Raw genomic sequence first — 22926 nt, 5'->3', positions numbered from 1 at the left:
TCGGGCGGAGCCGGTGCGTGGCGCGCACCTGCTCGCTGTGCCCGACGGCGACAGACAGGGAGTGTGCGCATGGCGCGTGTTGTGGTCGACGTGATGCCGAAGACCGAGATCCTCGACCCCCAGGGCCAGGCGATCGTCGGCGCCCTCGGCCGACTCGGGTTCTCCGGTGTCGCCGACGTCCGACAGGGCAAGCGCTTCGAGCTCGAACTCGACGGCGACGTCGACGACGTCACCCTGGAGCGCATCGCCTCGGAACTCCTCGCCAACACCGTGATCGAGGACTTCACCGTCAGCCGGGTCTCGTCGTGACCGCGCGGATCGGTGTCATCACCTTCCCGGGAACCCTCGACGACGTCGACGCCGCACGCGCGGTGCGCCTGGCCGGGGCCGAGCCCGTCGCGCTGTGGCACGCCGACGCCGACCTCGCCGGGGTCGACGCGGTCGTCGTGCCGGGTGGGTTCTCCTACGGTGACTACCTCCGCGCCGGGGCGATCGCACGCTTCGCGCCGATGATGGGTGCCGTGGTCCAGGCCGCCACCCGGGGGACCCCGATCCTGGGGATCTGCAACGGCTTTCAGGTGCTGTGCGAGGCCGGGCTGCTCCCGGGCGCGCTCACCCGCAACCTGGGTCTGCACTTCGTCTGCCGCGACCAGTGGCTCGAGGTGGTCTCCACCGACACTGCGTGGAGCAGCCGTTTCGAGGCCGGCGCCGAGATCCTCATCCCGCTGAAATCCGGTGAGGGACGCTACGTCGCGTCGAGCGAGGTGCTCGCCGAGCTCGAGGGCGAGGGCCGTGTGGTCTTCCGGTATGCCGGCGACAACCCGAACGGGTCGCTGAACGCGATCGCCGGGATCGCGAGTGCCGACAAGCGGATCGTCGGACTGATGCCGCACCCCGAGCACGCCACCGAGCCGCTCACCGGCCCGAGCGACGACGGCCTCGGCCTCCTCTACTCCGCGCTCGACGCGGTGCTCGCCACCGCCTGAGATCGCCTGCGCACCATGACCGCCACGGCAGCATGATCACCACCACGGCCGACGCGACGGGGCTCGCCGCCTTCGTCGACGCCTCACCGTCTCCGTTCCACGTCTGTGCCACCGTCGCCGCCGCGCTGCGCGATGCCGGGTGGACGGAGCTGTCGGAGACCGATCCCTGGGGTGACCGCGTCGGATCCGATTCCGCGGGAACGTTCTTCGTCGTCCGTGGGGGATCGATCATCGCGTGGGATGCACGCGATGCCCACGACGCGACGTTCCGGATCGTCGGCGGTCACACCGACAGCCCGAACCTGCGGGTGAAGCAGCATCCCGAGTACTCCTCGGCCGGACTGGCCATGGTGGGTCTCGAGCCGTACGGCGGTGCGTGGCTGAACTCCTGGCTCGACCGCGATCTCGGCGTGTCCGGTCGACTCGCGCTCCGCGCATCCGACGGGGTCCGCGAGGTGCTGTTCCGCATCGACGAACCGATCCTGCGCGTGCCGCAGCTTGCGATCCACCTGTCCGAGGACCGCAAGGGCGTCTCGCTCGACCCGCAGCGACATGTGAACGCGGTGTGGGGTGTGCCGGGCGGCCCGGGCTTCGTCGAGACCGTCGCAGACCATGCCGGTGTCGCGGCGGGGGACGTCCTCGGCTGGGAGATCATGACGCACGATCTCGCGCCCAGCGCGGTGGTGGGTGCCACGGGCGACCTGCTCAGCGCACCACGACTCGACAACCAGGGCACCTGCTACGCGGGACTGCGCGCTCTCCTCGACGCCCGTGACCGTGCGGGGGCCGCCGGCACGAGGGTGCTGGCGCTCTTCGACCACGAGGAGGTCGGCAGCGGCTCGGATCGTGGTGCGGCGTCGGACTTCCTGATCACCGTGCTCGAACGGATCGTGTTGGCGCGCGGGGGCGATCGCGACGGGTTCCTGGCCGCGATGGCCGGGAGTGTCTGCGCCTCCGGCGACATGGCCCACGCCACCCACCCGAACTACCCGGACCGGCACGAGCCGTCGCACACCATCGCGGTGAACGGTGGGCCGGTGCTCAAGGTCAACCAGAACCTGCGGTACGCCAGCGACGCCGGCGGTGAGGCCGTCTTCGCGATCGCATGCGCCGACGCCGGTGTGCCGCTGCAGCGGTATGTGCACCGGGCCGATCTGCCGTGCGGTTCCACCATCGGTCCGATCACCGCGACGCGCACCGGGCTGACGACGGTCGACGTCGGCGCGCCACAGCTCGCGATGCACAGCGCCCGCGAGGTGATGGGCGCCGCCGACGTGGCGTCCTATTCCGCTGCGCTGCAGGCGTTCCTCGCCCCCAGCTGACCGGTCACCGATCCGTGTCGGCGTGGGTGTCCAGTGCCTCCTCGGCGCGGGCGAACAGCCACTGCAGAGCGTCGGGGTCGTCGTCGAGGGTGATCTGCTCGTATCCCACGAGCAGGTACATCGACCACTTCGCGAAGTACTCCGCCCGACGGCGGTCGCCCATGATGGCCTCGGCGGACTCGACGAGGACCTCGTAGCGCGACGCGTCGACCGCCTGCTGGACCGCGCGCACCTCGGGGTCGAGGCTGCTCCACGTCCGGATCGCGGCCTCCGCGTGATACGGCAGCGACATCGCGATCCCGCGCAGGATGTCGATGCGCCGCCGGGGGTTCGGCTCGGACCGGACGTGCTCGATGAGCGCGGTGTTGCTCTCCGACCGCCAGTGCTCGATGAGCTCGGAGGTGTAGGCGCCCCAGTTCGGGAAGAAGTGATAGAAGGACCCCGACGTCACCCCGAGCCGCCGGCACACCTCGGCCAGTTTGAGGCCGCCGTAGCCCCGATCGGCCAGGATCCCGAGCCCTGTCTCCAGGTAGGCGTGTCGGGATGTCGTGGCGGGCATGGAGCCAGCCTAGAGGGGTCGTGGGGCGTATTTCGCAGGACACATGTGGGGACCACGAAGGCACGGGTGCCATAACACGACTTATGTTACTGTGACGCAGGCCACGGCTGGCGGGCCTGATGCGGACACGGAGGTGGGCGATGACGACGACCGACGCGGTGGGGTTCTCGACGGCCGAGGAGGTCCGCCGCTACATCGGGGGCATCTTCGAGACCGCGTTCGCCGACCCCGAGCTCGGCCCGAAGCTGGCCGCCGTCGGCATCGTCCTCGCCGTCGAGTGCACCGAACCGGATGCCCGTCTCGTCATCGACACCCGATCGGGGATTGTGCACCCCGACGGTCCCGGGGCGCCGCCGGCGACGGCCACGATGGCGATGTCGTCGGCGGTGAGCAACGCCTACTGGCAGGGCAGGGTGAACCTGCCGATGGCCATGGCGCGCAAGCGCATCACCGTGTCCGGTGAGATCGCCACGATGCTCAGACTGGCGCCGCTGTCGAGGAAGTTGTTCCCCGTCTACGTCGAGCGTCTGCGCGCCGACGGACGCGACGATCTCGTCGTCGCCTGAGCCGCACCCGATCCCCGCCGTCCGAGGAGGACACCCATGAGCGCACCGTCGGTCGACCGCACGTTCCACCCCGACTCCATCTCGCCGATCTCGTTCTGGGCGGGGTCCGCCGCCGAGCGCGAGGCCACCTTCGCGCGGCTGCGCGCGCAGGCGCCGGTGAGCTGGCACCCACCGGTCGAAGGCGGGCTGATGACGCCCGAGCAGCCCGGCGTGTGGGCGGTGGCCCGCCATGCCGACATCGCCTGGGTGAGCAAGCATCCCGAGCTGTTCACGTCGGGTCAGGGCGTGATGATCGAGGAGGTCCCCGAGGACATGCTCGAGGCGTCGATGTCGTTCCTGGCGATGGACGGCAAGCGCCACACGACGCTGCGTCGGCTGGTCAGTGCCGCCTTCACCCCCCGTCGAGTCGCCGCGATCGCCGACCAGATCCGTCGTCAGGCGGAATCGATCGTCGACGACCTGCTCGCCCACCCCGAGGGCGACTTCGTCTCCGCGGTGAGCAAGCGCCTCCCGATGTGGACGATCTACGAGATGATGGGGCTGCCGCCCGAACTGCGGGAGACCGGTGCCCACCACGCCGACGGGTTGGTGTCCTGGAACGACCCCGACGTGGCCGCGGGGCGCGAGCCCGGTGAGATCCTCGCCGAGTCGCTCGTCACCCTGCTCGGTCTGGCCCTCGACCTCGTCGACGCGCGACGCGCGCACCCGCAGGACGACCTGATGACCGCGCTGGTGCAGGCGGAGGTCGAGGGCGAGCAGCTCACCGACGACGAGATCGCAGCCTTCTTCGTGCTGTTGTCGGTCGCCGGCAACGACACCACCCGCAACACCATCAGCCTCATCGCGAGGGCGCTGCAGGACCACCCCGAGCAGCGTCAGCTCCTCGTCGACGACCTCGACGGGGTCATGCCGACCGCGATCGAGGAGTTCGTGCGCTGGGCGACGCCGGTCATGACGTTCCGTCGCACCGCCCTGGTCGACACGGAGATCGCGGGCCAGCCGATCCGGGCGGGGGAGTGGGTCCTGCTGCTCTACCCGTCGGGCAACCGCGACGCCGACGTCTTCGACGACCCCGACCGCTTCGACCTCACGCGGTCCCCCAACCCGCACCTGGGGTTCGGGGGCGGCGGGCCGCACTACTGCATGGGCGCGTTCCTCGCGAAGACGCAGTTGCGCGAGCTGTTCGGCCGGCTCATCACCCGCGCACCGGGCCTGGTGCTCGGCGAGCCCGAGCCGCTCGTCGGGAACTTCGTCCATGCGGTGCGGTCGATGCCCTACACGCTCCGCTGACATGAGGGTCCGGGCAGTCCACGCTGCGAATCCGACCGACCGGCGAGCGTCGATGGGCGAGGATGTACCCGACCGGTGGCGTCGTCCCGGCCCCGCATGTCTGACCCCCGACGGGGCCGTCGAGAGAAGAAGGAACACCATGGCTGCACCCACCACCGACGTGACCGCGATCGACGGCGACCGCGTCGATCCCTCCCTGCTCGCCGATCTCCGTCGACATCACGCCACCGGCGTCACCCGCACCCTCGACTGGCGTCTCGGGCAGCTGTCGGCGCTCGAGCGCATGCTCGACGAACGCGAGGACGAGATCGTCGCGGCCCTCGACGCCGACCTCGGACGCGCCGGTTTCGACGCCTGGCTCGGTGACGTCGCGTCGACGAAGGGCGAGGCGACCTTCGCGCGCAAGAACCTCAAGAAGTGGATGAAGCGGCAGCGTCAGTCGATGCCGCTGGCGCAGCTGCCCGCGCGCGGGTGGGTGCAGTACGAACCGCTCGGTGTGGTGCTCGTGATCGGGCCGTGGAACTACCCGGTGTACCTCACGCTCGGTCCGCTCGTCGCGGCGATCGCGGCCGGCAACTGTGCCGTGCTGAAGCCGTCGGAGATGGCCCCGGCGTCGTCGGCGCTCCTGGCGCGGATCGTGCCGCAGTACCTCGACACGAAGGCGTTCCGCGTCGTCGAGGGAGCCGCCCAGACCACACAGGACCTGCTGGCCCTGGGTTTCGACCACGCCGTGTTCACCGGTGGCACCGAGGTCGGCAAGAAGATCATGGCCGCCGCGGCCCCGACCCTCACCCCGGTCACCCTGGAGCTCGGCGGCAAGAGCCCCGTCTACGTCGCCGCCGACGCCGACGTGGACGTCGCTGCGCGCCGCATCGCGTGGACGAAGCTGCTCAACTCGGGCCAGACCTGCATCGCCCCCGACTACGTCCTCGCCGACCCGTCGGTGGTCGACAGCCTCGTCGAGAAGATCCGCGCGACGATCGCCGAGTTCCGCGCCGACAAGACCGAGCCGACCGTGCCCATCGTCAACGCACGGCAGTTCGAGCGTCTCGCCTCCTACATCGAGGCGACCAGCGGGCGGGTCGTCCTCGGCGGCGGCGTCGACCGGGCGAACGAGCGGATCGAACCGACCATCGTCCTCGACCCGGGCCCGGGCGACGCCGTGATGGAGAACGAGATCTTCGGCCCGATCCTGCCTGTCCTCACCGTCGACTCCCCCGAGGCGGCGATCGCGTTCGTCAACGCGCGACCCAAGCCGCTGGCCAGCTATGTCTTCACGTCGTCGAAGGCGTTGGCGCAGCGCATGATCGACTCGATCCCGTCCGGTGGCGCGGTGGTGAACCACATCGCGATGCACTGCCTCGTACCCAGCCTCCCGTTCGGGGGTGTCGGGGCCAGCGGCATGGGCGCCTACCACGGCAGGTGGGGTTTCGAGGCGCTCAGTCACCGCAAGGCGGTGCTGGCCAAGCCGGCGAAACCCGATCTGTCGCTGATCTATCCGCCCTACAGTGACCGCGCGGTGAAGCTGCTGCGTCGCATGTTGTGAGAGGTCCGTCATGCGGGTGACCGTCGACCGGGACGTGTGCTGTGCGTCCGGCAACTGCGAGATGGCCGCGCCCGCCGTCTTCGAGCTCGCCGATTCCGGCGACGTGCAGGTCGACGACAGTGCGGTGGACGGCAAGGTCGACAGCGTCCGCCGCGCGATCGTCGACTGCCCGACGCAGGCCATCGAGCTGCACGACGCCTGAGCGGTTCGGCATGATCGGGGTATGGAGACCTCGACCGTCCGTGCCGGTGTCCTCGACGTCGCGGTGGAACGCCACGGCGACCCGACCGGCCCCACCGTGGTGTTGCTGCACGGCTTCCCCTACAGCCCACGGGGATACGACGACGTCGCCCGGTTGCTCGCGGACACCGGCCACGACGTCGTCGTCCCGTACCTCCGGGGATACGGCGCCACACGATTCGCCGATGTGGACACGCCGCGGTCGGGACAGCAGGCGGCACTCGGACACGATCTGCGGGCGCTGATCGAGGCCATGGGCCTGCGACGGCCTGTCGTGGCCGGGTACGACTGGGGTGGCCGTGCCGCGTGCGTCGTCGCCGCGCTCTGGCCCGAGATGGTGTCCGGTCTGGTGAGCGTCTCGGGCTACCTCGTCCAGGACATCGCCGCCGCGGCACGGACGCCCGCCGCCCCGCACCTGGAGAAGCGCTACTGGTACCAGTGGTATCTGCACTCGGAGCGCGGCCGGGTCGGGTTGGCCGCCCACCGTGAGGAATTCGCGCAGATCCTGTGGACGGAGTGGTCACCCACCTGGCGTTTCGGCGACTCCGAGTTCGCCGCGAGCGCGGCCGCGCTGGACAACCCGGACTTCGTCGACGTGGCCACGCACTCCTACCGCCACCGCTACGGCCTCGCCGCGGGGCACCCGGCATACGACGACGCCGAGCGGGCACTGGCCGCGACGCCGGTGATCTCCGTCCCCGCCGTCGTCGTCGACCCGACCGAGGACACGGTCGCCGCGCTCTACGGTTCGCCCGACCACGCCGCCCACTTCGACGATCTCGTCGCCGTCCGCGAGATGGCCTGCGGTCACAACCCGCCCCAGGAACTCCCGGGGCAGTTCGCCGACGCGATCCGCGTCCTCACCGCCTGACCGACCTCGGCGAGAGGGATCTCAGTACTGCGCGAGCCAGAAGCGGATGCCCTGGTCGTCGACGCACTCGGCCGTGGTCGCGTAGGGCTGCCGGGCGACCGGATCGACGACGCGACCACCGGCCTCGACGACCCGCCGCACCGCGGCCTCGATGTCATCGACAGTCCACATCGCGACAGCCTCCGATGTCTGTGCCCCGCCACCGATCCCGATCTGCGGTCTGCTGTCGACGACCTCCCACCCGTCGTCGATCCGACCGGCCGAGAACTCCCAGCCGAGGACCTGCCCGTAGAAGTCGCGGTACGCCGCACTGTCTGGGGTGAGGACGGTCAGGTAGGTCAGCTCGCCGTGTCCCGACGGGTGCATCTCGCCGCGGCCGACCGACGGGTCCGGGACGGTCACCGCGAACTCGACTCCTTGCGGATCGACCAGATCGACGGCATCGTGCCGCGCGGCGGTGTTGTCGGGCACGGACCCGCCGGCGGCGAGAGTGGCCGATCGTGCCGCGTCGAGGTCGTCGACGGCGTACACGGCGAAGATCGTCCGGCGGTCCGGCGCCTCGGAGATGCCGAGACGGTGCGACAGGTTCGTCACCTGACCGTCGTCGATCTCCCAGCCCAGGACCGAGGAGTAGAACGCCTCGGCGCGTGCGGCGTCGGGGCACCACAGCGACAGGTAGACGACGTCGCCGGGGTGGGCCCGGTCGTCGGCGGCGATCCCGGTCGGTGCCGGCCCGGACAGCATCCAGCGGTGTCCGAACGGGTCGATGACGACACCGGTGCGGGATCCGTGGGCGTCGTACGGTTCGCGCTGCACGGTCGCGCCACCGGTGGCGGCCTGCGTGACGGCCGCGTCGGCGTCGTCGACGGCGAGCATCAGGCTCACCGACACTGCGCCCGGAGCCGGGGCGGCGAGGCCGATCTCGTCGAACGCCTCGGCCAGGTACACCGCACCCCCGCCCATCTCCAGCTCGGCGTGGCCTATGCGGCCGTCCTCCATCTCGATGGGCGTACCGCGCAGGCGGGCGCCCAGATGCTCGACGTACCAGTCGATCGCGGCGGCCGCGTCGTCGACGGCGAGGTAGGGCAACGCCCCCGGGCGCTCCACGGCCGGCGCGGTCGCGACGGGTGTGTCCACGGTGATCGTCATGTCGACTCCTTCAGGAAGGGTGACGCCGCGACGCAACCGCTCACGCAGGTGCTCGGTGAACGCGGGGTCGGGTGCGACGGGGTGGTTCTCGGCGCGCAGGACGGCCAGCGGGTCGTGGGTGGTCATCGCCGACCTCCTCTCGCGGCGCTCGGGTGTTTCTCGTGGGGGTAGCGCGTGCGGAACTCGTGCTTGGCGCGGGTGAGGAGCGATTCGGTCGCAGCGACGCTGCGCCCCAGTGCCTCCGCGCACTGCCCGACCGTGCAGTCGTCGACGTAGCGCAGCGTCAGGACCGCCCGGTGCAGCGGCGTGCAGCGCGCGAGCGTGTACTCGGCGACCATCCTGTCGAGTTCGACGTCCCAGTCGTCGTGGCCGGCGTCGGGGGTGTCGCCGACGGGTTCGGGCGTCCGTGCCTGGCGGCGCCAGTGGTCGGCCAGTTTGTGACGGGCGACCCCGATGAGCCACGCCGTCGTGGGTGTCGGCGGGTCCGGGCGTCGCATGCTGTCCATCGCGGCGAGGAACGTCTCCGACGTGACGTCCTCGGCGACAGCGCGGTCACCGCAGCGACGCACCACATAGCCGTAGACGGCGGGAAGGGCTTCGTCGTACACCGCCAGCACCGCCTCGGGACCGGGTCCATCGCTCACGTCCACATCGTCGTCGCGGCGCGCGGGTTTCCGTCGGTCGAATCACAGGAATTCGCGGAAGTACTCTGACGCCCGTGGCGACCGGACCGTTCGGCAGGGTGTTCGCGGACGCGTTGACGATCCCGATGCGCCTGGGCGGGTTGCTCGGCCGGGGCGGTCCGCACGTCGGGGAACTCGCCCCCGACCAGGAGGTCGACAACCCGGCCCCGCGTACCGACCACGCCGAGGTCGCCTACAACTTCTTCTCCGGGATCGGTCCGGAGATCGCCAACCCGCGGGGGTCGCTGCCCGGCGCGAACCGCTGGGACGACCCCGTCGACCCCGCGCATCCCCATCCGGTGGTCCTGGTGCACGGGACCGGCGGCGGCGGACAGACCAACTGGGGGACCTACGTCCCGCTGCTGACCGCGCACGGGTACTCGGTGTTCACGCTCACGTACGGCGCCATCAGACGCACGCCGTGGCCGCTGTCGGCGATGGGCGGGATGGCGCGCATGGAGGACAGCGCCGCAGAACTCGGCGACTTCGTCGAGCGGGTGCTGGCGGCGACGGGAGCGGAGAAGGTCGACATCGTCGGCCACTCGCAGGGGACGCTCGTGCCCAACCACTACGCGAAGTTCCTCGGCGGCGCGGATCGGATCGGCAGATACGTCTCCCTCGCGCCGCTGTGGGAGGGGACCACCGCGTTCGGCGCCGGGGTGGCGCACACCGTCGACGTCCGGCTCGGCATCGATCCCTTGCGGGTCCTCCCGTGCCGCGCGGTGTCGCAGATGACGCGGGGGTCGGCGTTCATCGCGGCGATGAACGCCGACGGCGGGCCGTATGTCGCCGGCATCGCCTACACGAACATCTCGACGAGGTTCGACGAGTTCGTCCGCCCCTACACGAGCGGTCAGCTGCCGCCGACGAGCGCCGACCAGGACGTCACCAACATCGTCGTCCAGCGCAACTGCGGCCAGGACTTCTGTGACCATCTGGGTATCTGTGGATCACCGCGCGCGGCACGCCATGTGCTCAACGCGCTCGACCCCACGACGAAGGAGGATGTGCCGTGCATGTTCGTCCCGCCGTTCTTCGGCTGATCGTCCTCGCCTGCGCCCTCGTGGCGGCCGTCGCCGTCGTCGCTCCCGCGTCGGCGCGCCCGCCGCTGCCGGTCACCTACGACTTCTTCGCCGGTGCCCGCGCGGAGCTGGCGCACCCGGGCGGCTCGCTGCCCGGGACGAACGACTTCGGCTGCCGTCCGTCGTCGGCACACCCCGATCCGGTCGTCCTCGTCCACGGCACCGGCGGCAACCGGCAGACGAACTGGGCGACGCTCGCACCCGCACTGGCCAACGCGGGCTACTGCGTCTTCGCACTCACCTACGGGACCCTGCCCGGCGCGACCTATCCGGTGTCGCAGCTCGGCGGACTGATCAGCATGGTCGACAGCTCGAAGCAGCTCGGGTCCTTCGTCGACCGTGTGCGGGCGGCGACCGGCGCCGCGAAGGTCGACATCGTCGGTCACTCCGAGGGCACGCTCATGCCGCAGTACTGGGTGCGCTACCGCGGCGGGGCGTCGGTGGTGGGGAAGTACGTCTCGCTCGCGCCGTACTGGAAGGGCCAGGACTCGTCCGGGTGCGACGACGCCGTCGCGGCGATCCGCGCGGTCGGGCTCCCCGCGAGTGCCTGGCCCTACCCCGAATGCAACGAGGAGGATTACGGCTCGTCGTTCATGCGGGCGATCAACGCCGGGGGCAGCCCGTACTCGCCGGGGATCGACTACACCAACGTGCTCACGCGGGACGACGGCATCGTCGTGCCCTGGACGGACGGTCTCGTCCCCGGCCCGCGGACGCGGAACGTCGTCGTGCAGGACTCCTGCGCCGCCGACCGATCCGACCACCTGTCGCTGGTCTCGTCCCCCCGGACCGTCGCGATCGTGCGGAACGCACTCGACCCCGCGCATCCCGTCCCGGTGCCGTGCGTCCCAGTGGCTCCGGGGATCCCTGGCTGACGGACGCACGACGAGTTCGGCGTGCGCGATGAGTTCCGGGCGCGCGGCCGGTCAGTACCGACATGGCAACCGGAACGATCTTCAGCGCCCTGCTCTCCAGCGACGACCCCGGCCGTCTGCGTGACTGGTACGCGGAGGTGTTCGACGCCTCCGTCGAAAAGGTCGGCGACGAGAAGGGGTACGAGGTCGTCGACCTCGACGGCTTCTATCTGATGATCGACTCCCGCGACGACATCGCGGGCCCGACCCAGGAGCCTGCCCGGGTCATCCTGAACGTCGAGGTGGACGACGTGGAGGCCACCGCCACACGCGTCGACCGGCTCGGGCTGGGATGGCGCGCGCCGGTCGAGAAGCGTGACGGCAACTGGTTCGGCACCGCGCTCGACCCCGACGGCAACCTGGTGCAGATAATGCGGCTCTCCGACGCGATGGAGCGGGAGGCGCAGGAGGCGTCGATGACACCGTTCAGCGGCTTCGCCGTCCGCGACGTCGACGCGGCGGCGGCGTTCTACTCCGACGTCCTCGGCCTGCGCGCCGACCGCAACGAGATGGGCCTGCTGACACTGCATCTCGATCGGCGGACGCGCGTCATCGTCTACCCCAAGCCCGACCACGAACCCGCCGGCTTCACCGTGCTCAACATCCCCGTTCCCGACATCGACGTCGCCGTCGACGACCTCGCGGCGAAGGGTGTCCAGACGCTCCGCTACGACGGCATGTCGTGTGACGAGAAGGGCGTCATGCGCGGCCGCTCCGTCGGCATGGGCCCCGACATCGCCTGGTTCACCGACCCGTCCGGCAACGTCCTGTCGGTGCTGCACTGACGTGACGTCAGAACCGATCGTCGAGCCATCCGCCGATGTGTGCGGCGGCGAGGCTCGCGCCGGTGGGGCCCCCGGGGTGGAGGGGGCCGCCGAAGTGGGTCCCGTCGACGGACAGGTGGGTGACGTCCGGTGACCCGAGCGCGGCGACCGCCTCCTCCGCGTCCTCGGGGAAACATGCTTGGTCGCCGGTCAGTTCGATGAACAGCGTGGGCGCCGCGACGCCCGGCGCGCAGCGGACCAGTCCGGCGCGGCTGGTGGTGGCGGACCAAGTCGACATCCACGCCTCCGGCGTCAGCGTGCGCGCGAACCCGACGAGCCCGTAGTCGGTGAGGTCGGGTCGCCGTCCGAACAACGACCCATAGGGTCGTTTGTTCGGGCTGAGCCGCAGGTCGGTGAAGCGCAGATCGGCGTCTGTGCGATACACGGTGAGCAGCCGGGGAGCGATCGCGTCGCGTCGGTCAGCCGGGTCGCCTGAGGCGCGGTGGCGACTCCTGGCCGCGTTCGCAGTCGCGACCCGTTCGGCGGCAACAGCGTCGATGCGCTCGATGCGCCGACGCTGCGCGGCGCGGTATCGCCCGACGAACTCGTCGCTGTACTCCGCCGGCGTCGGTGGTTCCGCGAACCCGTTGTCCGGGTTGAAGGCGTCGAAGGCAGGGTCGACACTCAACGGGTCCGCTTCGTCGATGACCGACGGGTCGATGAGGCGTTCCAGCAACACGCCCTGACCCGGGTGTGGTGCCATGAAGATCGCACCGTCCGGTGTGGGCATGTCGGCGGATGCAAGGTCGATCGGCCTGCCCGCGGGGGTGTCAGCGAGTCGGTTGCTCGGCGACATTCCGGATTGCTGGTGGTAGAAGGCGAACAATGCCCCACCGCCGGAATGGCCCACCGTGACAACGGATCCGAACGATCGCGTCCGGAGAAAGACCTGTCCCGCCGCGACGTCGAGGAGCGCCTGTTCGTGGATGAGGTCGACGTCGTTGTTGACCGACCGCGTCCCCTGAGTCCACACAGCGAAGCCTCGTTTGAGGAGCTCGGGGACGAGGACGTGGTGGGTGAGATCTTGGCGTGGGTGCATCAGGGCGACGACGGTCTGTGCACCGGGGACCGTGCGCAGCACGCCGGAGACGGTGGCGCCGTCGGCGGTGGTCAACTGGTGAACGGTTGTCACCGTCGACTCGGGCGCTGCCGCGGATTCGATGTAGCGCCCGGCGCCGAGACCCGACGTCGCGTCAGCCGTCCGCACTCGGAGCTCCTGCAGCGTGCTCGACGACGAGCGCGTCCTTGTCCCACTGTGTGATGGCCGCGTCCAGCAGACCTGCCACGCAGCTGTACCAGACGGCATGGCGACAGCCGGTGGCGCGGCGGTCGATGGTGATCGTTCCCGTCGCGGTCACACGGAAGTACGGTCCGTGGTGATCGACGCTCACACCGTCGCCCTCTGCTGCCACCACCGCGACGGCCTTGTTCTCGGGGACGTCGAGGATGAAGAGCGTCGTCACCGGTCCACCGCCTCGAAGGAACCGGCGAGCTTGTCGTGCCGGTCCTGCCATTCGACCGCACGCTCCATGATGAGTTCCGCCTTGCGGTCGAGTAGCGCCGACATGCTGGGCGCGCCGCCGGCAACGACGTCCAGAAGCGCGTCGATCGTGATGTTGGCGTCCAGGTCCTCCTGGGGGGTGACCGGGCGCATCGCACGGGTGATCTCGATCATGTAGCCGTTCGGGTCGTGGGTGTAGATCGACTCGATGGTCTCGTGTTGTATCTGCATCTCCACCGGCCACTCAGAGTCGTCGAGGCGGCGACGGTAGTCGAGCAGGTCCTTCTCGGAGTCCACGTGGATGGCGAGGTGGCGGGAGCGGATGAAGAAGATCGGGACGTCCTCGGCGAAGCGGGAGTAGACGTCCCCGAGCGGGCCGCCGTCGAACGGCTCGAGCCCGAAGTAGTAGAAGAAGGCCAGCCGGTCGTCGTTGCCTATGTCGAAGAAGAAGTGGATGAAGTCGGGGTGCTTGTCGGGACCCCACCCCGCGGCGCAGATGGAGTGGACGACAGGGAAGCCCAGGACGTCCCGGTAGAAGCGGACGGTCCCGGTCGGGTCGAACGTCGGGTACGCGACGTGGTCGACCCCTCGAACCCTGTGGTCGTTGTGGGGCATTGCAATCCTCTCGGAGACGTGGGTCGGTGGTACGACGGCGTGTGCCGATGTCAGGCGGGGACGGAGCTCAGGTCGGAACGCAGCAGAGACCCCGCGCCGTCGACCGCCGCCGCGAGCCCCAAGCTGCGCAGGATGCTGTACGCGCCGGCGGTCGCGGCGGACAGGACCGGCACCGCGAACTCCTGTTCGGCCGCCTCGATCAGGTCGAGCGAGGGCATCTGCACGCAGCAGGACAGGACGAGTGCGTCGACGCCGGTCAGCGACAGGGAGCGTGCTGCCGCCATGACGTCGGCGCCCGGGATCCGACCGACCTCGGCGTTGTCCGCCACCTCGAGTGCTGCCCAGTCCGCGACCTCGAACCCCTCGGCCTCGAGATAGGCGACCACCTGCGCGGCGAGGGGACGCATGTAGGGCGTCACGAGTGCGATCCGTCGTGCACCCAGATCGGTCAGGGCCTCGACGAGCGCGCCGGCACTGGACCGGATCACGGCGTCCGATCCACCGGTGGCCAGCTGTTCGGCGATCGCGCCCTCGACGCGTGCATGCTCTCCTGCTCCGCCGACCATGACCGCGACGAGGCACGCGTAGAGGATCGCCTCGGGCCCCGCATCGGCGATCTCGAGCACGCACCGTTCGCGCTGGGCGTTCATCGCTGCCAACTGGGCCGGGGTGACGGAATGCATGCGCATGCGGGTCGAGTGGAACGAGAACCGCGACGCCGGGTGGCGACCCAGCAGCTCGGGGATCTCGCTCTCGACGGTCACGTTGGAGCTGGGTACGACCAGTCCGATGTGGTGGACATCCATGTGCGCAGCTTTCGTCGGGTGAGCTCTCAGGTGTTTTGACGCTGACGACGATTATTCGACGTTCGTGACACCCAGTCAAGGCCCCGGTCGGCGTGGTCGGTGATGTCGATCACCCGCGGTCCTTGACAGCGATGTCAGTCGCGTCAAATAATCGACGTGAACGTAAACATGTGGGGCGACCCACCGGACCGAAGGGGTTGCTCCGCATGGCCTATGTGATCGGCGTGGACGTGGGAGGCACGTTCACCGACGCAGTCCTCGACGATGGGAACGGGCTGGTGGTCGCCGGCAAGGCGCCGTCCACGCCGCCGGACTACTCGCAGGGCGTGATGGACGTGCTCGACCAGTTGGCCGAGCACCTCGGCCGGCCGCTCGAGGACATGCTCGCCGACACCCACCACATCGCCCACGGCACGACGTCGTCGCTCAACGCCCTGGTCATGGGTCAGGTCCCCGATGTCGGGTTCCTGACGACCAAGGGTCACCGGGACTCGATCTACATCATGAACGTCGAGGGTCGGTACCTCGGTCGATCGCCCGAGCAGCTGCAGAACGTCATGGCGCAGAGCAAGTCCCACGGCCTGATCCCGAAGGAACACGCCCTGGAGGTCACCGAGCGCGTCGACCGGGATGGACGGGTGATCGTCGCGCTCGACGAGGACGACGTCCGCCTCCAGGTGACCGCGCTCCTGGACCAGGGGATTCGTGCAATCGCGGTGTCACTGTTGTGGTCCTTCCGCAACCCGGCCCACGAGCGGCGGATCCGCGAGATCGTCGCCGAGATCGACCCGTCGGTCTTCGTCTCGTTGTCGAGCGAGGTCAGCCCTCGTATCCGCGAGTTCGCACGCAACGCGACGACGATCATGAGTACGCAGATCGGGCCCGGGCTCCGCGACTACCTCGGTGAGCTCGAGGCCCGTCTGCGGTCGGCACACCTGGCGGGCCCCTTACTGGTCATGCAGAGCAACGGCGGTGCTGTCGAGGCCTCGGAGGCGCCGGCGAACGCGATCTCGACCGTCGGCTCGGTTCTCACCGGTGGTGTGATCGGGTCGCTGTCACTGGGCCGACAGCTCGGGCACGAGAACATCATCGCGACCGACGCCGGCGGGACGACCTTCCTCGTCGGTCTGGTCGTCGACGGCGAACCCGTTCGCGCCTCGACGACGATCATCAACCACCACCCCATCAACGTGCCGACCCTGGAGGTGCACGCGATCGGCGCGGGCGGAGGTGCGATCGCGTGGGTCGACGCCGGCGGGAACCTGCAGATCGGTCCGCACAGTGCGCAGGCGGTGCCGGGACCCGCCTGTTACGGCCAGGGCGGCACCGAACCGACCAACACCGACGCCAACCTCGTCCTCGGCATCCTCCCGTCGCGTGGGCTCCTCGGTGGCCGCAAGCCGCTCGACATCGCGCTGGCGCGCGAGGCCATCAGGACGCGGATCGCCGAGCCCCTGGGTCTATCGGTCGAGGACGCGGCCGCGGCGATCTATGCGGTCCAGAACGCGCAGACCGGCGATCTCCTGCGCAAGACGGTCGTCGAGGCCGGGCACGACCCCCGTGACTTCATCGTCTACGCGTTCGGTGGGTCGGGTCCCGCGCACTGTGGGTTCTACGCCCAGGAGATCGGTGTCTCCCGGGTCGTCGTGCCGCTGGGACAGGTGGCGTCGGCGTTCTCCGCGTACGGGCTCGCGTCCTCCGATGTCGTGCTGGCGCGAGAACTGTCGGACCCCGCCGCGATGCCGGTGGACCCCGCGCGTGCAGAACAGAACTTCAAGATGCTCGAGGAGCAGGTGCGCGAGCAACTCGAACGGCAGGGCCTGGACTTCGCCTCGGTCATCGTCGAGCGCGAGATCGACATGCGCTACTCGATGCAGCTCGCCGAGGTGGCCACCCCGGTCGAGGCGGGACAGCTGACGTCGACCGAGATGGTCGGGGCCGCAGAATCATTTGAACGGCGCTACGCCGAGCTGTACGGCAAGGACAGTGGATTCCGGGAGGCCGGCATCCAGGCCATCACCTACCGGGTGCGGGGCACCGGTGTGCTGCCGTTCTCCACCCAGCTGCCCGAGCTGGCCGACGCCGACTCGTCGGACGCGGGCACCGCCCGTGTGGGGAGTCGTCCCGTGTGTCTCGACGGTCGCCTCGGCTACGTCGACACCGCCGTCTACGACTACACCGGTCTGCGCGCGGGCCACGTCGTCCCCGGTCCCGCGATCATCGAGGTCCCCACGACGACCGTCGTCGTCCCCCACCACACCACCGGCCGGATCGACCGTCTGGGAAATCTCGTCATCACCGTCGACACCGCCGACCTTCCTCAGGAGTGACACCATGACCGCACCGATCCCCGGTTCCGAGGTCTTCTCGAGCCGACCCGTCGACGTCGAGGCCCTTCGTCGTTCTCTCCCACCGGATCTCCCCGTGCACTCGGTCACGCAGGAGCAGATCGACGCCGTGGACCCGCTGACCTACGAGGTGATCCGGCACCGGCTGTGGTCGGTCACCGACGAGATGGGCGAGGCGCTCAAGCGCATGTCCGGGTCCCCGATCGTCACCGACGCCAACGACTTCGACTTCGCGGTCAGCGACGAGATGGGTCAGGAGGTGCAGGTCGGCCTCTACAACACGATGCTCGTCGGTGCCGTGGACCTGGCCATCTACTGGACCCTGCAGCACCGCTCCCTCAACCCCGGGATCCTCGAAGGGGACATGTTCCTCTGCAACGACCCCTGGGTGGGTGGTGGCCTGCACCAGAGCGATGTGATCGTGTACCAGCCGGTGTTCCACGACGGCGCGCTGTTCGGGTGGACCAGCGCGATCTGTCACGAGCCCGACCTCGGCGGCTCGGGGCTCGGGTCGTTCGACCCGTCCGCGAACGACGTGTTCTCCGAATCGTTGCCGACACCCCCGGTGAAGGTGGTGCGCGACTTCGAGTTGCAGCGAGACGTCGCCGACCTGTGGGTGCGCCGGTCCCGGGTCCCCATGTTGGTCGGATTGGACCTGCGCGCGAAGGTCGGCGCCAACAGCGTCGGCCGTGACCGTCTGCTGTCGGTGATCGAGCAGTACGGGGCGGACACCGTCAAAGCCGTCATGAAGCGCATGATGACCGATGCCGAGAGTCGACTGCGCGGCAAGCTCTCCGATCTACCCGACGGGACGTGGCGCGCGACGGGATATCAGGACCAGGCGAAGGTCGGTGACCGCGACATCCACAAGATCACGGTCGCGATGACCAAGCGTGACGACCACCTGACCTTCGACTTCACCGGAACCGACCCGCAGGTCGGCGTCATCAACTGCACCTACGCCGGCATGCGCGGCGGGGTCATGCTGGCGCTGCTGCCCATCCTGGCCGGCGACATCCCCTGGTCCGCGGGCGGTCTCATGCGCTGCTTCGACCTCGTGTCGGAGGAGGGCACGATCAACAACGCGACATTCCCGGCTGCCGTCAGTCGGGGTCCGATCGGGCCGGCGTGGTTGACGGGCAATTTGATCGCGGAGTGTCTGGCTCAGATGCTCGACCGCCACATCGAGTTCGGTGAGAACGTCCAGGCATCGTGTTGTGGCACGTGGGACACCGCGGTGGTCGCGGGACTCGACGAGCGCGGGGAGGTCCCGGTCCCGTTCCTGAACATCATGATGGAGCCGATGGCCGGTGGATACGGTGCCCGCCCCGTCGCCGATGGCATGGACACCGGTGGCCTCTTCTGCATCCCGATGGGACGGGTCCCCGACACCGAGATGACCGAGTTCCTGTACCCGCTGCTCACCCTGTGGCGTCGGGAGGAGCCCGACTCCGGCGGCCCAGGCCGCCACCGCGGTGGCGTGAGCGCATCCCTCGCGGTCACCCCGCACGGCACCAGCGTTCCCATGGGACTCGTGTTCGCCTCGGCCGGGAAAGCGGTCGCGCAGAACTCCGGTCTCGCGGGTGGTCTGCCCGGCAACACCGGTCTGGAGATCCTGGCCCGGGACACCGCGATCACGACGATCCTCTCCGATGGTGCCATCCCCGGTTCTGTCGCCGAGATCGGCGGCCGGCAGGAGATCGGTGCCTGCTACGCCGAGAGTTACCTCGCGCCCGGTGAGGTCCTCTACATGCACTGGCAGGGAGGCGGTGGCTACGGTGACCCGATCCGTCGCGATCCCGGCGCCGTCGCCGTCGATCTGCGCGAGGGCAAGATCAGTGAGGCGGGGGCGACGGACACCTACGGCGTGGTCATCGCCGACGGCGCCGTCGACGACGACGCCACGACGCGACGTCGTGCGGACATCCGCGGGGAGCGCAAGGATCGCTCCACCGTGCCGGCGACCCAGGACGCGACGATCGACCTGACGAGGGCGCGTCGCCTCGACGACAACCTCGCGACGGTGACCATCGGGGACGCCGAGGTCGTGGGCTGCGCCCACTGTGGACGCCTGTTGGGCGACACGACGACCGGACGACTCGACGTTGCACGCTACGAGGGCCCGACCTCCACGGCGGGGGCCCAGGTGACATCCGACCCGTCGGAGTACGTCGACACCGAGGTGGTGTTCCGACAGCAGTGCTGCCCCGGCTGCTGGACCGCGTTGTTCTCCGGCGTGGTCCCGGCCGATCATCCCGACCGACTGGCCGACCTCGCGCAGATCCTCCCAGCGGTGGCCGGCGGATGACGGCCACCCTCCCGAGGTCTCACGGTCGGTGGGGGCAACGCCTCGTCGCCCACCCCGACGATCTCGCCGAGCGGTATCGACGCGCCGGGGAGTGGACCGACGCGCCGGTGACACACCGGTTCCGCGAGACCGTGGCCCGGCACCGGGACCGCCCCGCCGTCATCACCGCGGAGGGCTCGCTCACCTACGCGGAGCTCGACGGACGAACCGACCGCATCGCGGCCGGCCTCGTCGGACTCGGCCTGATGCCCGGCGATCCGGTCCTGTTCCAGGTGACCAACCGCATGTCGACGATCCTCGCCTGGTACGGCTGCGTGAAGGCCGGACTCATCCCGGTGGCGACCCTCGCCGCACACCGCGCGCACGAGATCGACCACATCTCGCGAGCGGTGGGTGCGGTCGGGCACATCGTCGAGGCGGGGCTCTCGTTCGACCTCGTGGGATTCGCCCGCGACCGCGGTCGTGATCATCCGACACTGCGCCACATCGTCACCATCGGCGAACACCCGACCGACAACGTCACGTTCGCCCTCGAGGACCTCGGCTCGCAGATCGGCGACGACGAGGCACGGCGGATCGTCGACGAGATCACCGCCGGTGTCGACCCGCTCGACATCTGCGCGTTCCAGCTGTCCGGTGGCACGACCGGTGTCCCCAAGGTCATCCCACGACTGCACGTGGAGTACTGGGACAACGCACTGCTCTACGCCCGTCGTCTGGGGTGGACCGAACAGACCCGCGTCGCACACCTGATCCCGATCGTCCACAACGCCGGGATCACCTGTGGCCTGCACGCGGCGCATTCCGTGGGGGCATGCCTCGTCCTCACCACGGCCGATGTGTCGCAGGCGTTCCCGCTGATGGCACGCGAGCGTGTCACCGACGTCCTGATCGGTCACGGGCACTACCAGGCGGTCGGCGGCACGCTCTTCGACGAAGCGCGTGAGCACCTGTCGACGGTGCTGCTGTCCGGCGCAAAGGTGCGTCCCGACCTGTTCGCACGGGTCGACGACGGCCGATCCCGGTGGGCGGGGCAACTGTTCGGGATGTCCGAGGGACTGTTCCTGGTCACGCCCCGCGATGCGTCACCACGTGCACGCGCGACCACGGTGGGAACTCCCATCGCGCGCGAGGACGAGATTCGCATCCTCGAACCCGGGTCGGAGGAGCCGGTCGACGCGGGGTCGATCGGCGAGCTCTGTTGCCGTGGGCCGTACACGATCCCGGGGTACTTCGACGCGGATGACCACAACGCCCGGGCTTTCACCAGCGACGGCTTCTACCGCACCGGTGACCTTGCGCGCATCGAGAGCATCGACGGGCTCGACTGCGTGGTGATCGAGGGTCGGATCAAGGACGTCATCAACCGCGGCGGCGAGAAGATCAACGCAGAGGAGCTCGAGCTGCTGCTGGTCCGCCACCACGAGATCGTCGACGCCGCGGTCGTCGCGATGCCCGACCCGCGGTTGGGGGAACGCACCTGCGCCTATCTGGTCAGCAGAGGCCGCCCTCTGTCGATGGGCGAGGTGCAGCAGCACCTGACGGTGCTCGGCGTCGCGAAGTTCAAATGGCCCGAACGTCTCGAATGGGTGCAGGACCTGCCCACCACGCCCGTCGGCAAGGTCGACAAGAAGACACTGCGCGCCGACATCGCAGCCAAGGTCGATGCCCCGGAGGGCCGCACCGGCATGTCGTCCACCGCGCCGAACACACACTGAGGAACACAGATGAGACTTCACCGTATCGCCGTCCTGGGCGGTGGGCCCGGGGGCCTGTACGCGGCGCGGCTGCTCAAACGCAGCCATCCCGACTGCGACGTCAGCCTCTACGAACAGGTCGCTCCCGAGGACACGTTCGGGTTCGGCGTCGGACTCGCCTCGCGCACTCAACAGAACCTGCATTCCGCCGATCCTCAGTCGTTCGAGGACATCGTCTCCACGGCGTGGCAGCACGACATGGCCATGCAGGTCCCGGCCGGGGAGGCGCGACTGTCCCACGGCAACCTGCTCGCGATCGCGCGTACGACGCTGCTCGCGATCCTGCACCGGCATGCCGCTGCCGCGGGTGTGCGACTCGTCTACGGGTCGCGCGTCGCCGCCGACGAGATCGACGCCGATCTGATTGTCGCCGCCGACGGTGTGAACAGTGCGACACGCACCGCCGACCCGGAAGCGTTCAGGCCGACATTCTCCGTCGGCGAGGGGTTGTACCTGTGGTGCGGCACCGACTTCGCGCTGCCCACAGCGATCTTCACGCCGGCGACGACGCAGCACGGCACGTTCGTCGCACATGCGTACCCCTATGCGGATGACCGCAGCACGTTCCTGGTCGAGACCGACGAACAGACCTGGCGGGCAGCAGGGTTCGATGTGTCGACCGAGTCGACGCCCCCGGGCGAGAGCGACCAGGTCTCCCTGGACTATCTCGCGGACGCCTTCGGCGGCAGCCTCGCAGGCCATCGACTGATCGGCAACCGCACCCGGTGGACCCGGTTCCGGACCGTGCGGTGCGCGCAGTGGTCCCGGGGCAACGTCGTACTCCTCGGCGACGCAGCACACACGGCGCACTACTCCATCGGGTCCGGTACGAAGCTGGCGATGGAGGACGCCATCGCCCTGACCGCCGCCGTCGAGCGCGCAGACTCCCTGGCCGATGCCCTGGCGCAGTACGAGTCCCGACGTCGGCCCGGGGTGGAACACCTGCAGGCAATCGCGCGGCGCAGCGAGGCATGGTGGGATTCGTTCCCGGGCCGCGCGGGCATGCACCCAGCACAGCTCATGCTCGCCTACATGACCCGGGCGGGGAAAGTCAGCGTGGACCGCTTCGCGTCCTCGTCACCCGACGTCGCGAGGACGGGACTCGCCGAGTTCGCCGGTGTGTCCCCCGGCGACATCCCGTCCACCGACATCGCCAGTTGGACACTTGCTCGCCCCCTGGACCGACACGGTCGACACTTCGCAGACCGCATCGCTACACACGACCTCCGCGACGCCCCCACGACGTCGGTGGTCGACACCGATCTGCGGTCCGCCTGGTCGATGGACGCCGACCGGGTCGTCGCCACCACCGCACATGCTCCCGTCGTATGGGTGACCGGTCCGAGCGATCGCGACGCGGTTCTCTCCCGCCTGGACCTCGGAGAGCGGTTGCGACGGGAGAACGACGCGATCGTGGTCGTGGAAGCCCCCGAGGTCCACCGGGACGACCTCGTCGCCGGCGTCGTGGCCCACCGGACGGATCTCGTATCGATGTCCGTCCGGGATGACCGGTCGCTGACGGCCCGAGCCGTGCGCTCGGCACCGGCCTGACCGCCCTC

22 protein-coding genes are annotated in these 22926 nt (G+C 69.5%); 15 read left to right on the top strand and 7 right to left on the bottom strand.

The window, feature by feature from the left end; translation table 11 throughout:
- Positions 1–69 precede the first annotated feature (69 nt).
- From purS to LX14_RS03785, 3 genes are read left to right on the top strand one after another with little or no spacing between them, the layout of a single operon-like run.
- On the top strand, positions 70–309 hold the full coding sequence (gene purS, locus LX14_RS03795; RefSeq protein ID WP_253645938.1) for a phosphoribosylformylglycinamidine synthase subunit PurS: 240 nt from the start codon (positions 70–72) through the stop codon (positions 307–309).
- Positions 306–986, top strand: coding sequence for a phosphoribosylformylglycinamidine synthase subunit PurQ (gene purQ, locus LX14_RS03790; protein ID WP_253645937.1), 681 nt, complete (start codon positions 306–308; stop codon positions 984–986). The genes purS and purQ overlap by 4 nt, the downstream gene beginning before the upstream one ends.
- Positions 987–1018: 32 nt before the next feature.
- Positions 1019–2308 (top strand): M18 family aminopeptidase, encoded by a 1290-nt coding sequence (locus tag LX14_RS03785; protein WP_253645936.1) that lies wholly within the window; start codon positions 1019–1021, stop codon positions 2306–2308.
- A gap of 4 nt (positions 2309–2312) precedes the next feature.
- Here LX14_RS03785 and LX14_RS03780 read toward each other — a convergent pair whose 3' ends face one another.
- Positions 2313–2867, bottom strand: coding sequence for a TetR/AcrR family transcriptional regulator (locus LX14_RS03780; RefSeq protein ID WP_253645935.1), 555 nt, complete (start codon positions 2865–2867; stop codon positions 2313–2315).
- Positions 2868–3025: 158 nt separating this feature from the next.
- On the opposite strand from LX14_RS03780, the gene LX14_RS03775 reads away from it, so the two are divergent.
- From LX14_RS03775 to LX14_RS03755, 5 genes are all read left to right on the top strand, one after another.
- Positions 3026–3433 carry an SCP2 sterol-binding domain-containing protein gene (locus LX14_RS03775; protein WP_253647874.1) on the top strand — a complete coding sequence of 136 codons (408 nt, stop codon included), beginning with the start codon at positions 3026–3028 and terminating at the stop codon, positions 3431–3433.
- Positions 3434–3469: 36 nt separating this feature from the next.
- Positions 3470–4723 (top strand): cytochrome P450, encoded by a 1254-nt coding sequence (locus tag LX14_RS03770; protein WP_253645934.1) that lies wholly within the window; start codon positions 3470–3472, stop codon positions 4721–4723.
- A 139-nt stretch (positions 4724–4862) separates the two neighbouring features.
- Positions 4863–6269: an aldehyde dehydrogenase family protein gene (locus LX14_RS03765; RefSeq protein WP_253645933.1), complete on the top strand. Its 1407-nt coding sequence runs from the start codon at positions 4863–4865 to the stop codon at positions 6267–6269.
- A gap of 10 nt (positions 6270–6279) precedes the next feature.
- Positions 6280–6471, top strand: coding sequence for a ferredoxin (locus tag LX14_RS03760; protein ID WP_253645932.1), 192 nt, complete (start codon positions 6280–6282; stop codon positions 6469–6471).
- 21 nt (positions 6472–6492) lie between these two features.
- Positions 6493–7380: an alpha/beta fold hydrolase gene (locus tag LX14_RS03755; protein ID WP_253645931.1), complete on the top strand. Its 888-nt coding sequence runs from the start codon at positions 6493–6495 to the stop codon at positions 7378–7380.
- 21 nt (positions 7381–7401) lie between these two features.
- Here LX14_RS03755 and LX14_RS03750 read toward each other — a convergent pair whose 3' ends face one another.
- Positions 7402–8655 (bottom strand): VOC family protein, encoded by a 1254-nt coding sequence (locus LX14_RS03750; protein WP_253645930.1) that lies wholly within the window; start codon positions 8653–8655, stop codon positions 7402–7404.
- Positions 8652–9146 carry an RNA polymerase sigma factor gene (locus tag LX14_RS03745; RefSeq protein ID WP_253647873.1) on the bottom strand — a complete coding sequence of 165 codons (495 nt, stop codon included), beginning with the start codon at positions 9144–9146 and terminating at the stop codon, positions 8652–8654. The genes LX14_RS03750 and LX14_RS03745 overlap by 4 nt, the downstream gene beginning before the upstream one ends.
- Before the next feature lie 101 nt (positions 9147–9247).
- Between LX14_RS03745 and LX14_RS03740 the strand changes: the two genes are divergently transcribed.
- The 3 genes from LX14_RS03740 (at position 9248) to LX14_RS03730 (ending at position 11993) form a co-directional block, all read left to right on the top strand.
- Entirely contained in the window at positions 9248–10255 is a 1008-nt protein-coding gene (locus LX14_RS03740; protein ID WP_253645929.1) for an esterase/lipase family protein, read from the top strand.
- Positions 10225–11169, top strand: coding sequence for a lipase family alpha/beta hydrolase (locus LX14_RS03735; protein ID WP_253645928.1), 945 nt, complete (start codon positions 10225–10227; stop codon positions 11167–11169). The genes LX14_RS03740 and LX14_RS03735 overlap by 31 nt, the downstream gene beginning before the upstream one ends.
- Before the next feature lie 62 nt (positions 11170–11231).
- A complete protein-coding gene (locus LX14_RS03730) occupies positions 11232–11993 on the top strand; it encodes a VOC family protein (protein ID WP_253645927.1) in 762 nt (253 codons plus the stop codon).
- Between the two features lie 7 nt (positions 11994–12000).
- On the opposite strand, the gene LX14_RS03725 is transcribed toward LX14_RS03730, so the two are convergent.
- Genes LX14_RS03725 through LX14_RS03710 form a run of 4 tightly spaced genes read right to left on the bottom strand, consistent with a single transcriptional unit; the run spans position 12001 to position 14954 of the window.
- Positions 12001–13239, bottom strand: coding sequence for an alpha/beta fold hydrolase (locus LX14_RS03725; RefSeq protein ID WP_253645926.1), 1239 nt, complete (start codon positions 13237–13239; stop codon positions 12001–12003).
- Positions 13226–13495: a hypothetical protein gene (locus LX14_RS03720; RefSeq protein ID WP_253645925.1), complete on the bottom strand. Its 270-nt coding sequence runs from the start codon at positions 13493–13495 to the stop codon at positions 13226–13228. The genes LX14_RS03725 and LX14_RS03720 overlap by 14 nt, the downstream gene beginning before the upstream one ends.
- Positions 13492–14148: a VOC family protein gene (locus LX14_RS03715; protein ID WP_253645924.1), complete on the bottom strand. Its 657-nt coding sequence runs from the start codon at positions 14146–14148 to the stop codon at positions 13492–13494. The genes LX14_RS03720 and LX14_RS03715 overlap by 4 nt, the downstream gene beginning before the upstream one ends.
- Before the next feature lie 50 nt (positions 14149–14198).
- The gene (locus LX14_RS03710; protein ID WP_253645923.1) at positions 14199–14954 is read right to left on the bottom strand and encodes a maleate cis-trans isomerase family protein; all 756 of its coding nucleotides are present in this window, start codon (positions 14952–14954) and stop codon (positions 14199–14201) included.
- Between the two features lie 206 nt (positions 14955–15160).
- Between LX14_RS03710 and LX14_RS03705 the strand changes: the two genes are divergently transcribed.
- Genes LX14_RS03705 through LX14_RS03690 form a run of 4 tightly spaced genes read left to right on the top strand, consistent with a single transcriptional unit; the run spans position 15161 to position 22918 of the window.
- Positions 15161–17284, top strand: a complete 2124-nt coding sequence (locus LX14_RS03705; protein ID WP_253645922.1) for a hydantoinase/oxoprolinase family protein — start codon at positions 15161–15163, stop codon at positions 17282–17284.
- A 4-nt stretch (positions 17285–17288) separates the two neighbouring features.
- Positions 17289–19610 carry a hydantoinase B/oxoprolinase family protein gene (locus tag LX14_RS03700; protein ID WP_253645921.1) on the top strand — a complete coding sequence of 774 codons (2322 nt, stop codon included), beginning with the start codon at positions 17289–17291 and terminating at the stop codon, positions 19608–19610.
- Positions 19607–21328, top strand: coding sequence for a (2,3-dihydroxybenzoyl)adenylate synthase (locus tag LX14_RS03695; protein ID WP_253645920.1), 1722 nt, complete (start codon positions 19607–19609; stop codon positions 21326–21328). Before LX14_RS03700 ends, LX14_RS03695 begins: the two co-directional genes overlap by 4 nt.
- Positions 21329–21337: 9 nt before the next feature.
- Positions 21338–22918: an FAD-dependent monooxygenase gene (locus tag LX14_RS03690; RefSeq protein ID WP_253645919.1), complete on the top strand. Its 1581-nt coding sequence runs from the start codon at positions 21338–21340 to the stop codon at positions 22916–22918.
- The last annotated feature ends 8 nt before the right edge of the window (positions 22919–22926 follow it).

The organism is Williamsia deligens (genome assembly GCF_024171765.1).
Lineage (GTDB): Bacteria > Actinomycetota > Actinomycetes > Mycobacteriales > Mycobacteriaceae > Williamsia_A > Williamsia_A deligens.
The sequence above is the reverse complement of the archived record's forward strand: the minus strand, read 5'-3'. Positions and strand labels throughout refer to the sequence as shown.

Coding starts and splice junctions, on each gene's coding strand:
- LX14_RS03760 (WP_253645932.1), top strand. CDS start 6,280: ATGCGGGTGACCGTCGACCGGGACGTGTGCTGTGCGTCCGGCAACTGC.
- LX14_RS03750 (WP_253645930.1), bottom strand. CDS start 8,655: ATGACCACCCACGACCCGCTGGCCGTCCTGCGCGCCGAGAACCACCCC.
- LX14_RS03770 (WP_253645934.1), top strand. CDS start 3,470: ATGAGCGCACCGTCGGTCGACCGCACGTTCCACCCCGACTCCATCTCG.
- LX14_RS03785 (WP_253645936.1), top strand. CDS start 1,019: ATGATCACCACCACGGCCGACGCGACGGGGCTCGCCGCCTTCGTCGAC.
- LX14_RS03710 (WP_253645923.1), bottom strand. CDS start 14,954: ATGGATGTCCACCACATCGGACTGGTCGTACCCAGCTCCAACGTGACC.
- LX14_RS03730 (WP_253645927.1), top strand. CDS start 11,232: ATGGCAACCGGAACGATCTTCAGCGCCCTGCTCTCCAGCGACGACCCC.
- LX14_RS03700 (WP_253645921.1), top strand. CDS start 17,289: ATGACCGCACCGATCCCCGGTTCCGAGGTCTTCTCGAGCCGACCCGTC.
- LX14_RS03780 (WP_253645935.1), bottom strand. CDS start 2,867: ATGCCCGCCACGACATCCCGACACGCCTACCTGGAGACAGGGCTCGGG.
- LX14_RS03690 (WP_253645919.1), top strand. CDS start 21,338: ATGAGACTTCACCGTATCGCCGTCCTGGGCGGTGGGCCCGGGGGCCTG.
- LX14_RS03705 (WP_253645922.1), top strand. CDS start 15,161: ATGGCCTATGTGATCGGCGTGGACGTGGGAGGCACGTTCACCGACGCA.
- LX14_RS03695 (WP_253645920.1), top strand. CDS start 19,607: ATGACGGCCACCCTCCCGAGGTCTCACGGTCGGTGGGGGCAACGCCTC.
- purS (WP_253645938.1), top strand. CDS start 70: ATGGCGCGTGTTGTGGTCGACGTGATGCCGAAGACCGAGATCCTCGAC.
- LX14_RS03715 (WP_253645924.1), bottom strand. CDS start 14,148: ATGCCCCACAACGACCACAGGGTTCGAGGGGTCGACCACGTCGCGTAC.
- LX14_RS03755 (WP_253645931.1), top strand. CDS start 6,493: ATGGAGACCTCGACCGTCCGTGCCGGTGTCCTCGACGTCGCGGTGGAA.
- LX14_RS03765 (WP_253645933.1), top strand. CDS start 4,863: ATGGCTGCACCCACCACCGACGTGACCGCGATCGACGGCGACCGCGTC.